The sequence below is a fragment of the Pseudomonas sp. GD03858 genome (genome assembly GCF_029840925.1).
In the GTDB taxonomy this organism is placed as follows: Bacteria; Pseudomonadota; Gammaproteobacteria; order Pseudomonadales; family Pseudomonadaceae; genus Aquipseudomonas.
Window position 1 is genome coordinate 1 of record NZ_JAOCDM010000144.1, and the last position, 11,927, is coordinate 11,927.

At 66.0% G+C, this 11,927-nt stretch carries 13 protein-coding genes; 8 read left to right on the forward strand and 5 right to left on the reverse strand.

The genetic code is table 11. From position 1 onward, the window contains the following. A partial coding sequence (locus tag N5D48_RS24070; RefSeq protein WP_279888514.1) for an SDR family oxidoreductase occupies positions 1-846 on the reverse strand: 846 nt, incomplete at its 3' end. A 191-nt stretch (positions 847-1,037) separates the two neighbouring features. Between N5D48_RS24070 and exbB the strand changes: the two genes are divergently transcribed. The 6 genes from exbB (at position 1,038) to N5D48_RS24100 (ending at position 7,773) form a co-directional block, all read left to right on the forward strand. Then, positions 1,038-2,024 (forward strand): tonB-system energizer ExbB, encoded by a 987-nt coding sequence (gene exbB, locus N5D48_RS24075; RefSeq protein WP_279888515.1) that lies wholly within the window; start codon positions 1,038-1,040, stop codon positions 2,022-2,024. Positions 2,025-2,027: 3 nt separating this feature from the next. Beyond that, complete coding sequence (gene exbD / locus N5D48_RS24080) at positions 2,028-2,456, forward strand: TonB system transport protein ExbD (RefSeq protein ID WP_186653025.1); 429 nt, start codon at positions 2,028-2,030, stop codon at positions 2,454-2,456. Beyond that, a complete protein-coding gene (locus tag N5D48_RS24085) occupies positions 2,453-3,187 on the forward strand; it encodes an energy transducer TonB (protein WP_279888516.1) in 735 nt (244 codons plus the stop codon). Before exbD ends, N5D48_RS24085 begins: the two co-directional genes overlap by 4 nt. A gap of 94 nt (positions 3,188-3,281) precedes the next feature. After that, the gene (locus N5D48_RS24090) at positions 3,282-4,208 is read left to right on the forward strand and encodes a hydrogen peroxide-inducible genes activator (protein ID WP_279808996.1); all 927 of its coding nucleotides are present in this window, start codon (positions 3,282-3,284) and stop codon (positions 4,206-4,208) included. Between the two features lie 4 nt (positions 4,209-4,212). Then, on the forward strand, positions 4,213-6,291 hold the full coding sequence (gene recG / locus N5D48_RS24095; protein WP_279888517.1) for an ATP-dependent DNA helicase RecG: 2,079 nt from the start codon (positions 4,213-4,215) through the stop codon (positions 6,289-6,291). A gap of 78 nt (positions 6,292-6,369) precedes the next feature. Beyond that, complete coding sequence (locus tag N5D48_RS24100; RefSeq protein ID WP_279888518.1) at positions 6,370-7,773, forward strand: aminoacyl-tRNA deacylase and HDOD domain-containing protein; 1,404 nt, start codon at positions 6,370-6,372, stop codon at positions 7,771-7,773. Between the two features lie 114 nt (positions 7,774-7,887). Here N5D48_RS24100 and N5D48_RS24105 read toward each other — a convergent pair whose 3' ends face one another. The 4 genes from N5D48_RS24105 to N5D48_RS24120 form a co-directional block, all read right to left on the reverse strand. Continuing rightward, positions 7,888-8,262, reverse strand: a complete 375-nt coding sequence (locus N5D48_RS24105; RefSeq protein WP_279888519.1) for a helicase — start codon at positions 8,260-8,262, stop codon at positions 7,888-7,890. Positions 8,263-8,396: 134 nt separating this feature from the next. Beyond that, positions 8,397-8,693, reverse strand: a complete 297-nt coding sequence (locus N5D48_RS24110; RefSeq protein ID WP_279888520.1) for an HU family DNA-binding protein — start codon at positions 8,691-8,693, stop codon at positions 8,397-8,399. Positions 8,694-8,881: 188 nt separating this feature from the next. Beyond that, positions 8,882-10,030, reverse strand: a complete 1,149-nt coding sequence (locus tag N5D48_RS24115; RefSeq protein WP_279888521.1) for an FAD-dependent oxidoreductase — start codon at positions 10,028-10,030, stop codon at positions 8,882-8,884. A gap of 29 nt (positions 10,031-10,059) precedes the next feature. Then, positions 10,060-10,227, reverse strand: coding sequence for a rubredoxin (locus tag N5D48_RS24120; protein WP_011536423.1), 168 nt, complete (start codon positions 10,225-10,227; stop codon positions 10,060-10,062). 248 nt (positions 10,228-10,475) lie between these two features. Here N5D48_RS24120 and N5D48_RS24125 point away from each other — a divergent pair, with 248 nt between their 5' ends. Together N5D48_RS24125 and ubiA are read left to right on the forward strand one after the other, a co-directional pair. Beyond that, positions 10,476-11,033, forward strand: coding sequence for a chorismate lyase (locus N5D48_RS24125; RefSeq protein WP_279888522.1), 558 nt, complete (start codon positions 10,476-10,478; stop codon positions 11,031-11,033). Further along, on the forward strand, positions 11,033-11,923 hold the full coding sequence (gene ubiA, locus N5D48_RS24130; RefSeq protein WP_279888523.1) for a 4-hydroxybenzoate octaprenyltransferase: 891 nt from the start codon (positions 11,033-11,035) through the stop codon (positions 11,921-11,923). The genes N5D48_RS24125 and ubiA overlap by 1 nt, the downstream gene beginning before the upstream one ends. Positions 11,924-11,927: the final 4 nt, after the last annotated feature.

Sequence of the window (11,927 nt, forward strand, 5' to 3'; positions counted from 1 at the left end):
CTCGAGAATGGCGGCGTACCCCTCTTTATAGCTCGGGTACTGCGGCACCCACCCCAACGCCCGTGCCCGCGCATTGCTACAGCGCTTGCTGCCGGTACGCCGCACCCGCTGCTCGTCCGACCACTGGGTGACCCCCAGGTACTCGCGCAACCAGGCCACCACCTCGGCCAACGGCGCCGGATCGTCATCGACGCCTAGATAGCAGTCATCCAGCGCCACGCCCCGGGCATCGGCCTGCAGCAGGTGAGCGAGCAGGCTGGCGGCATCCTCGGCATGGATGCGGTTGCCATACAGCGGCGGCTCTTCGGCCACGCGATAGCCCTGGCGCACCTGGCTCAGCAGCCACTCGCGCCCCGGACCATAGATGCCGGTCAGGCGCACGATGCTGGCCGGGATCCCGCTCTGCAATGCCAGGCGCTCGGCCTCCAGCATCACCCGGCCGGAATAGCCCTCGGGCTCGGTGGCCGCCGTTTCGTCGATCCACTCTCCGTCCTGCTGCGCATGAACACTGCTGCTGGATACGAACACCAAGCGTCGCGGCCGCTGCCCTTTCGCCGCCAGCCATCCCAGCACATGGCGCAAACCTTCGACGTAGGCCGCCTGGTAGCCGGCTTCATCGTGCTGGCTGGCCGCCACGCAATACACCAGGTAATCAGGCCCCTGCCCAGGCCAGGCGCTCGGCATCTGCGGCTCGGACAGATCGGCGGCGATCGGCTGAACGCCCTGGGGAAGCTGATCCACCGAACGGCGAAGGCCACCGACCTGCCAGCCCTTGGCCAGCAACTGACGCGCCAGACGCCCTCCCACATCGCCACAACCTACGATCAATGCGCTGATGTCCGACATCACGAAACTCCAAATCCAAAGGGGCAGGCTAGCCGGATTACGCGATCAACGGCTAGACAAAGGTTAAAAAAACCAATCTCATTACTTCTGTTAACAAGAATTACTTGCAATAATGGCGGCCTTGTCTGTTCTCGGCCTGCTTCGAGGCCTTGGAGAACTCAACCCATTTCTCTTCATCAGGTCCGGCCAGCATGACACGTACTCAACCTTTCGCTTCGCCAACCCCGTCGCGCGCCTGGCGCGCCATCGCCGCGCTGATGTTCAGCCTGGTGCTGGCCCCAGCTGCCATGGCCGATGAGCCGACCACCGCCGCAGCGGCCCCTGCAGCCGCCAGCGCGCCAGCCGCGCCGACTGGCGAAGGCCAGGCGCCGGTAGCCGCGCCGATCGGGGCCCCGGCCGAGGCAAGCGCGCCAGCCGAAGGCCAGGCGCCGGTCGACGAAAACGTGCAACCGCTGGTCGAAGACACCTCGCTGGGCATGGCCCACGACCTGTCCCCATGGGGCATGTACAAGAACGCCGACGTGGTGGTGAAGGCCGTGATGATCGGCCTGGTCATCGCCTCGATCATCACCTGGACCATCTGGATCGCCAAAGGCTTCGAGCTGATGGGCGCCAAGCGCCGCCTGCGTGGTGAAATCGCTGCCCTGAAGCGCTCCGTAAGCCTGAAGGAAGCCAGCGAGCTGGCGAACAAGGAAGGCACCCTGGCCCACACCCTGGTGCACGACGCCCTCGAGGAGATGCGCCTGTCGGCCAACGCCCGCGAGAAGGAAGGCATCAAGGAGCGCGTCAGCTTCCGCCTGGAGCGCCTGGTGGCCGCCAGTGGCCGCAGCATGAGCAGCGGCACCGGCGTGCTGGCCACCATCGGTTCCACCGCGCCGTTCGTCGGCCTGTTCGGTACCGTGTGGGGCATCATGAACAGCTTCATCGGCATCGCCAAGACCCAGACCACCAACCTGGCCGTGGTCGCCCCGGGCATCGCCGAGGCCCTGCTGGCCACCGCCCTGGGCCTGGTCGCCGCGATTCCGGCAGTGGTCATCTACAACGTCTTCGCCCGCTCCATCGCTGGCTACAAGGCCCAGGTCTCCGACGCTTCCGCGCAGGTGCTGCTGCTGGTCAGCCGTGACCTGGACCATCAGGGTGGCGAGCGCGCCGCCCCGCACATGGTGAAAGTGGGGTAAGCCATGGGCCTGCATCTCAACGAAGGTGGCGACGACCTCGCCGAGAACCACGAAATCAACGTCACGCCGTTCATCGACGTGATGCTGGTGCTGCTGATCATCTTCATGGTCGCGGCCCCCCTGGCCACGGTCGACATCAAGGTCGACCTGCCCGCCTCGACCGCCAAGCCGGCGCCGAGGCCCGAGAAGCCGGTGTTCGTCAGCGTCAAGGCCGACAAGAAGCTGTACGTCGGCGATGACCAGGTGGCCCAGCCCGACCAGCTTGGCACGATGCTCGATGCCAAGACCAAGGGTGACAAGGAAACCACCATCTTCTTCCAGGCTGACAAGGGCGTCGACTACGGCGACCTGATGGAAGTGATGAACACCATGCGTGCCGCCGGTTACCTGAAGGTCGGCCTGGTCGGACTCGAGACGGCAGCCAAGAAATGACGAAAACGCGCTCAAACATGGCGCGCTACGGTGGCAGCCTGGCGATCGTGCTGGGTGTGCACGCGGTCGCCGTGCTGCTGACGCTCAACTGGTCGGTGCCCCAGGCCCTCGAGCTGCCCCCGGCAGCGATGATGGTCGAGCTGGCACCGCTGCCCGAGCCCGCGCCGCCACCACCGCCAAAGGCCGCACCCAAGCCACCGGCACCGGTCGAGGAGCCGCCCCTGCCCAAGCTGGCGGAGGCACCGAAGCCTAAGATCGCCATCGCCAAGCCGCCCAAGCCCAAGGCCAAGCCGCAGCCGCCCAAGCCCGAGAAGAAGCCTGAGCCGCCGAAGGACGAGCCACCGGCCAAGGAAGATGTCGCGGACACGCCGCCCAGCAACTCGCCACCGCAGAAGTCGGCGGCGCCACAGCCGAGCATCGCGTCCAACAGCAATGCCCTGCCGAGCTGGCAGAGCGACCTGCTGCGCCACCTGGCCAAGTACAAGAAGTACCCTGAGGACGCTCGACGTCGCGGGCTGCAGGGCATCAACCGCCTGCGCTTCGTGGTCGACGCCGAAGGCAAGGTGATCTCGTACTCGCTGGCCGGTGGTTCCGGCAGCGCGGCGCTGGACCGCGCCACGATGGAGATGATCCGTCGTGCCGGCACGGTACCCAAGCCGCCGGCGGAGTTGCTGAACAACGGCACGATCGAGGTCGTCGCCCCGTTCGTCTACTCGCTGGACCGACGCTGACGTTTTTGTTTCTGTCACAAAACGGCAAGTCTGATAACGTGCGTCTATCGATTGCAGCCGCTATGCTGGGGCCGCAACTTCATGGACGCACGTTATGACCCTCACCGAACTTCGCTATATCGTCACCCTCGCGCAAGAGCAGCACTTCGGCCACGCCGCCGAGCGTTGCCATGTCAGCCAGCCGACCTTGTCGGTGGGCGTCAAGAAGCTCGAGGACGAACTCGGCGTGCTGATCTTCGAGCGCAGCAAGAGCGCGGTGCGCCTGACCCCGGTCGGTGAAAGCATCGTCGCCCAGGCGCAGAAGGTGCTGGAGCAGGCCCAGGGCATTCGCGAACTGGCCCAGGCCGGCAAGAACCAACTGACCGCCCCGCTCAAGGTCGGCGCCATCTATACCGTCGGCCCCTATCTCTTCCCGCACCTGATCCCGCAGCTGCACCGCGTGGCGCCGCAGATGCCGCTGTACATCGAAGAAAACTTCACCCACGTGCTGCGCGAGAAGCTGCGCAATGGCGAGCTGGACGCGGTGATCATCGCCCTGCCGTTCAACGAGGCCGACGTGCTGACCCTGCCGCTGTACGACGAGCCGTTCTGCGCGCTGATGCCGGCCGACCACCCGTGGACCGCCAAGGACACCATCGACACCGCCATGCTCAACGACAAGAGCCTGCTGCTGCTCGGTGAAGGCCACTGCTTCCGCGACCAGGTGCTCGAGGCGTGCCCGACCCTGAACAAGGGCAGCGAAGGCTCCAAGCACACCACGGTCGAGTCCAGCTCGCTGGAGACCATCCGCCACATGGTCGCCTCCGGCCTGGGCGTGTCGATCCTGCCGCTGTCGGCCGTGCACAGCCACCACTACGCACCAGGGGTCATCGAAGTCCGTCCGCTGACCGCGCCCGCACCGTTCCGCACCGTGGCCATCGCCTGGCGCGCCAGCTTCCCGCGGCCCAAGGCCATCGAGATCCTCGCCGACTCGATTCGCCTCTGCTCGGTGGCCAAGCCGCCGGTGGAACAACCGGCCTGAACCCATGACCGAGCTGTCGAACGTCCCGGTCACCACGCTCAAGGGCGTAGGCGACGCCATGGCGGAAAAACTCGCCAAGGTCGGCCTGGAGAACCTGCAGGACCTGCTGTTCCACCTGCCGCTGCGCTATCAGGACCGCACCCGCGTGGTGCCCATCGGTCAGCTGCGGCCAGGCCAGGACGCGGTGATCGAGGGCGTGGTCAGCGGGGCCGACGTGACCATGGGCAAGCGCCGCAGCCTTGTCGTGCGCCTGGGTGACGGCAGCGGCACGCTGAGCCTGCGCTTCTACCATTTCAGCAATGCGCAGAAGGAAGGCCTCAAGCGTGGCACCCACCTGCGCTGCTATGGTGAAGCCCGCCCCGGCGCCTCGGGGCTGGAGATCTACCACCCGGAATACCGGGCGCTGAATGGCGAGGAAGCACCGCCACCGGTCGAACAGACGCTGACACCGATCTACCCGACCACTGAAGGCCTGACCCAGCAGCGCCTGCGCCTGCTGTGCCAGCAGAGCCTCGGCCTGCTCGGCCCGCGCAGCCTGCCCGACTGGCTGCCCGACGAACTGGCCCGCGACTACCAGCTGGCGCCGCTGAGCGACGCCATCCGCTACCTGCACAACCCACCGGCCGATGCCGACCTCGACGAACTCGCCGAAGGCCATCACTGGGCCCAGCACCGCCTGGCCTTCGAAGAGCTCCTGACCCACCAGTTGTCGCAGCAGCGCCTGCGCGAAAGCCAACGTGCCCTGCGCGCGCCAGTACTGCCCAAGGCCACGCGCTTGCCGGCGCAGTACCTGGCCAACCTCGGCTTCAGCCCGACCGGCGCCCAACAGCGGGTCGGCAACGAAATTGCCTACGATCTCAGCCAGCACGAGCCGATGATGCGCCTGGTGCAGGGCGACGTGGGCGCCGGCAAGACGGTGGTCGCCGCCCTGGCGGCGCTGCAGGCACTGGAAGCCGGCTACCAGGTGGCGCTGATGGCGCCCACCGAGATCCTTGCCGAACAGCATTTCATTACCTTCAAGCGCTGGCTGGAACCGCTGGGCATCGAAGTCGCCTGGCTGGCCGGCAAGCTCAAGGGCAAGGCCCGCGCCAGCGCCCTGGAGCAGATCGCCAATGGCGCGCCCATGGTGGTCGGCACCCACGCGCTGTTCCAGGACGAGGTGCAGTTCAAGCACCTGGCCCTGGCGATCATCGACGAACAGCACCGTTTCGGCGTGCAGCAGCGCCTGGCCCTGCGCAAGAAGGGCGTCATGGGCCAGCTGTGCCCGCACCAGCTGATCATGACCGCCACGCCGATCCCGCGCACCCTGGCCATGAGCGCCTATGCCGACCTGGACACCTCGATCCTCGACGAGCTGCCACCCGGGCGCACCCCGGTGAACACCGTTCTGGTCGCCGATAGCCGCCGTTTCGAAGTGGTCGAGCGGGTCCGCGCCGCCTGTGCCGAAGGCCGCCAGGCCTATTGGGTGTGCACCCTGATCGAGGAGTCCGAGGAGCTGACCTGCCAGGCTGCCGAAAGCACCTTCGAGGAGCTGGGCAGTGCCTTGGGCGAGCTGCGCGTGGGCCTGATCCACGGACGCATGAAGCCCGCCGAAAAGGCCGCAGTGATGGCCGAATTCAAGGCCGGCGACCTGCAACTGCTGGTGGCCACCACGGTGATCGAGGTCGGCGTCGACGTGCCCAATGCCAGCCTGATGATCATCGAGAACCCCGAGCGCCTGGGCCTGGCCCAGTTGCACCAGCTGCGTGGCCGGGTCGGCCGGGGCAGCGCGGCGAGCCACTGCGTGCTGCTCTACCACCCGCCGCTGTCGCAGATCGGCCGCGAACGCCTGGGCATCATGCGGGAAACCAACGACGGATTCGTCATAGCAGAAAAGGACCTGGAGTTGCGTGGCCCCGGCGAGATGCTCGGGACCCGCCAGACTGGCCTGCTACAGTTCAAGGTCGCCGACCTGATGCGCGACGCCGACCTGCTGCCGGCCGTGCGCGACGCCGCCCAGGCCCTGCTGGCACGCTGGCCCGATCACGTCAGCCCGTTGCTCGACCGCTGGCTGCGCCACGGCCAGCAATATGGCCAGGTGTGACGCCCGTCCCATAATGGATCCAGCTTGAGTGTCAGGCTGGTTATACTTCGCGTTTAGAGAAATTTTTGGATACAGACCATGACTGAAGTTGCCTTGGATACCGCAACCCCACACGCACCGTCTGTCATCCGGCTGTTGCTCGACAAACTCGGCGTCAGCTATCGCGAAGTGCCCGAACATCCGGCCCTGCCTGCCGCCACCATCGTGCGGGCGGTGCTGCTCGACGACGAGATCGGCGCGCTAATGGTGCTGTTTCCACAGAGCCAGCTGCTGGACCTCAAGCGCCTCGAAGAGCTGACCGGCCGCAAGCTCACCGCCGTGCCGCTGGCACGCCTGAGGCAGATGCTCGACAAGCACCACCTCAAGACTCTGCCCGCCATCCCGGCCCTGACCAGTTCGCCGTGCCAGTACGAAAAGAGCTTGCTCGACAACGAGGTCGTGCTGATCCAGTCCGGCGAGGCGGGCCTGCTGCTGGAGATCGGCCGGACCGCGTTCAAGAAGATGCTCGCCAAGGCCAGCGCCAGCAGCTTCGGCCAGGAGGTCAAGGACATTCGGCCGAACCTCGACCGCCCGGGTGACGACCCACACGAAATCACCAAAGCGGTGCAGGCGTTCACCGCCCGGCGCATCCAGAAGCGCCTCGAAGAGACCATCGAGATCCCACCACTGGCCGACACCGCGCAGAAGATCATCAAGCTGCGGGTCGATCCCAACGCCAGCATCGACGACATCACCGGCGTGGTGGAGACCGACCCGGCCCTGGCCGCGCAGGTGGTCAGCTGGGCTGCCTCCCCGTACTACGCCTCGCCCGGCAAGATTCGCTCGGTGGAGGACGCCATCGTCCGTGTGCTGGGCTTCGACCTGGTGATCAACCTGGCCCTCGGTCTGGCTCTGGGCAAGACCCTGAGCCTGCCCAAGGACCACCCGCAGCAAGCCACGCCTTACTGGCAGCAGTCGATCTACACTGCCGCAGTGATCGAGGGCCTGACCCGCGCCATGCCGCGCGCCGAGCGCCCGGAAGCGGGCCTGACCTACCTGGCCGGCCTGCTGCACAACTTCGGCTACCTGCTGCTGGCCCACGTCTTCCCGCCGCATTTCTCGCTGATCTGCCGCCATCTGGAGGTCAACCCGCACCTGTGCCACAGCTATGTGGAACAGCACCTGCTGGGGATCAGCCGCGAACAGATCGGTGCCTGGCTGATGAAGCTGTGGGACATGCCCGATGAGCTGTCCACGGCCCTGCGTTTCCAGCACGATCCGGCGTACGACGGCGAGTATGCAGCCTTCCCGAACCTGGTCTGCCTGGCGATTCGCCTGCTGCGCTCGCGGGGCATAGGCTCGGGGCCACAGGACGAGATTCCCGAGGCCCTGCTCGATCGCCTGGGGCTGACCCGGGACAAGGCCGAAGAGGTGGTGAACAAGGTGCTGGAGGCCGAGGCCCTGCTACGCGAGCTGGCGTCGCAGTTCCACACGCCGCATTGATGTAGCCGGACCTCTGCCCTGTGGGGGCGGGTTTACCCGCGTATGCCGCGGTGAATCCGCCGCCCTATTCGCGGGTAAACCCGCTCCCACAGGTGCTTTGTTCCGTGTTGCATATCAACCCTTTTTCTTCGGCTTCAGGTACTTCATCAAGCCTTGGAACCAGATCACCAGCGCCGGATTGCCCTTGATCTGGATGTTCTTCTCCTGAATCCCCTGCATGAACGCCAGCTGCTTGTTGCCGGCCTGCAGCGTGGCGAAGCCGTAGGCGGCATCCTTGAAGGCGATGGCGAAGGCCGGCTGCGGGTGCAGGCCGCCCTTGCTGCTGATGCGCAGGTCCTTGACGATGAAGTGCCGGGCGACCTTGCCATCGAGTGTCTGCATCTGGAAGACCAGATCCTTGTCCTGCAGCTGCTGCTGGAACGCCGGGCTGTTGCGGCTGGCCTTGGCCATCAGCAGGCCCATGGCCCAGAGAAGAAAGCGAAACTTCATCAACGCGCCTCGAGTGAAAAGTGACTGAGTCGCGCAGTTTATCCGCTTATCGCCCTTTTTATGCAAGTTCGCCGCTTTTTCTCAACACAAACACAACGGGCGCCCTCAAGGCGCCCGTCGCGGTGAGCTGTCGATCACTTTTTCTTGGTGGGTTTGGCCGGGGTGTTGACGCTGTCGCGCAGGTTCTTGCCTGGCTTGAAGGCGACGGTATTGCTGGCTTTGATCTTCACCGGCTGGCCAGTCTGCGGGTTCTTGCCGGTGCGGGCGCCACGGTGGCGTTTTTCGAAGGTGCCGAAACCGACCAGGGTAACGGTGTCCTTGTCGAGCGCGCCGGTGATGCTGTCGAGAATCGCGTTGAGGACCTGGTTGGCCTTTTCCTTGGTCAGATCGGCCTTTTCGGCGATGACGGCGGCGAGTTCTGGTTTACGCATAGTGAAGCCTCTTTGACGGGATTTCTTGTTGTTATGCCGTGCTGCCGAGTGGAGCAGCGTTCAAGGCACCGCAGGCTCTAGGCTGCGGTAGACGCCAGTGAGGATGGCACGCCGACCGGGGCCGCGCCAGTATCTGGGCGGCCATTGTCGCGGCAAGAACAGGATAAATCCGACAGAACGCGCGCTATTTACGCCATCAAGGGCGGCAACTGCCGATTCAGCGCCAGTTTTTCCATGACCGCGCCACCGGTCAGGGCGTAACCCAGCAGCTGGCCATCAGCGCCATGGCAGAGCACTTTCAGGTCAGCGCCGCCACCCTCCACCACCCAGGTGCCCTCATGACCGGGTGGCACCGGGGACACCACCAGTGGGCAAGCCGGGGTCTTCACGGTGATCGGCATCGGGCCGTAGGCCACCGCCGTCGGCTTGCCGGTCAGGGTCTGGGCCAAGGCGCGGGCACAGGCCATCAGCGGCATGACATACAGCAGATTGATACCATCGACTTCGGCGCAGTCGCCCAGGGCATGGATGTTGGCGTGAGAAGTACGCAACTGGCGGTCCACCACGACGCCACGATTGACCTGCAAGCCCGCCGCCGCGGCCAGGTCGGTACGCGGACGCAAGCCGATGGCCGACACCACGAGGTCGCAGGGAATCACGCTGCCATCGGACAGGTGCGCCTCGAGCGCCTCCCCGGCCCGCAGCAGGCGGGTCAGCACCGGACCGAGGTGAAAGCGCACGCCCAGCCCTTCCAGGCCCGCCTGCACAGCGGCGGCGGCGGCCGGATGCAGCAAGGTCGGCATCACCTGCTCGCACGGGGCGACGACCTCGCACTGCAGGCCACCGAGGGTAAGGTCGTTGGCGAACTCGCAGCCGATCAGTCCGGCGCCGAGGATCAGCACCCGCTGCCTGCCAGCGGCGGCAGCACGGAAGCGTGCATAGTCCTCGAGGTCGTTGATCGGGAAGACCCTATCGCTGGCATCGCCCTCGACCGGCACCTGCACGGTCTGCGCGCCCCAGGCCAGCACCAGGTCGCGGTACTCGACGGCTTCCTCGCCGATCCACAGGCGCTTGTGCCCCGGATCGATACCGCTGATGCGGGTGTGGGTGCGGATTTCGGCCTTGAGCTGCTCGGCCATGGCGCCCGGCTCGGCCATGCACAGGCCGTCGGCGTCCTTCTGCTTGGCGAAACCTGTGGAAAGCATGGGCTTGGAATAGGAACGACCGTCGTCGGCGGTGATCAGCAACAGCGGTGTGTCGCCGTCGAGCTTGCGAAATTCTCGCGCCAGGTTGTAACCGGCCAGGCCGGTACCGATGATCACCACGGGGGACGTCATGTCGTGCTTCCTTGTTCAGTTCAGGGGGATCAGCCGATGGCGATCATTTCGAAGTCGCTCTTGCCCACGCCGCAGTCGGGGCACAGCCAGTCTTCCGGTACGTCTTCCCAGCGGGTGCCGGGGGCGATGCCGTCGTCCGGCCAGCCTTCGGCTTCGTCGTAGATCAGGCCGCAGACAATACATTGCCACTTCTTCATCAGGTCGTTTCCTCGGTACAGGCTCAGGCTTCTTGTTGCTGCTGATGGCCTCTTCGCGGGTAAACCCGCTCCCACAAGGACCGCAGACAACCTGAGGGCTGCGCTGTACCTGTGGGAGCGGGCTTACCCGCGAAGGGGCCACCGCGCAATTCGTGGGGGCTTTGTACTGGCCCTGCCAGCAGTATGCAAGCGCTCGGGGCAAACATGCTAAGCTCGCCGCCTCTCTGGCCTGTATCAAGCATACCCACGTGCCTTACGAAACCCCGCAAGCAGCCGCTGTCGCGTGGCTGGCGTATCCACAGCTGGCGACCACGCTCGACCAGCCGACCCTGGACTGGTTGTTCGACGAAGGCTCCCTGACCCGTCGCCTGACCCGTCTCTCCCACGACCACTTCAGCGTCACCCCCCTGTTCGAGGGCTGGCAGCCCCTGCGCGACGACGAATGCGCCGCCTTGAGCCTTGCTCCCGGCGCGCAGGGCTGGGTGCGCGAGGTCTACCTGCGCGGCCATGGCCAACCGTGGGTGTTCGCCCGCAGCGTGGCCAGCCGCACCGCGCTGGAACGCGGCGGGCTGGACCTGGAGACCCTGGGCAGCCGCTCGCTGGGCGAGCTGCTGTTCTGTGACCAGGCGTTCGTCCGTCACCCAATCGAAGTGTGCAGTTATCCACAGGGCTGGCTGCCCGCCGAGATCGCCAGCGCCGGGCTGTGGGGACGCCGCTCGCGCTTCGCGCGCGACGGCCTCGACCTGCTGGTGGCCGAGGTGTTCCTGCCCGCCCTGTGGCACGCGGCCAAGGAGGAACACCGCTGATGTACCTGAACCTGCTCAAGTCGCTCAACCGCCTGCATCCAAGGGCCTGGGACTTCATCCAGCTGAGCCGCATGGACCGCCCGATCGGCATCTACCTGCTGCTGTGGCCAACGCTGACCGCAGTGTGGATCGCCGGCAACGGCTCGCCGACCCTGGCCAATGTGCTGATCTTCGGCCTGGGCGTGGTGCTGATGCGCGCCGCCGGCTGCTGCATCAACGACTTCGCCGACCGCAAGGTGGACGGCCACGTCAAGCGCACCGCCGACCGGCCGCTGGCCAGCGGCCGGGTGAAACCGCGCGAGGCGCTCATGCTGTTCGCCGTGCTGGTCGGGGCGAGCTTCCTGCTGGTGCTGTGCACCAACGCGACAACCGTGTGGCTGTCGTTCGGCGCCGTGGCCCTGGCGTTCTGCTATCCGTTCATGAAGCGCTACACCTACTACCCGCAGGTGGTGCTGGGCGCGGCGTACTCGTGGGGCATCCCGATGGCCTTCACCGCCGCAGGCGGCGAACTGCCGGCCAGCGCCTGGCTGCTGTACATCGCCAACCTGCTATGGACGGTGGGCTACGACACCTACTACGCCATGGTCGACCGCGACGACGACCTGAAGATCGGCGTGAAATCCACCGCCATCCTGTTCGGCGAAGCCGACCGGGTGATCATCCTGACCTTGCAGCTGCTGTCGCTGGGCTGCCTGCTGCTGGCGGGCAATCGCTTCGACCTGGGCGGCTGGTTCCACCTGGGGCTGCTGGCGGCGGCGGCGTGCTTTGCCTGGGAGTTCTGGTCGACGCGCAAGCTCGACCGCGAGTCGTGCTTCAAGGCGTTCCTGCACAACCATTGGGCGGGGCTGCTGATCTTTATCGCAGTGGTGCTGGATTACGCGCTGCACTGAAGCG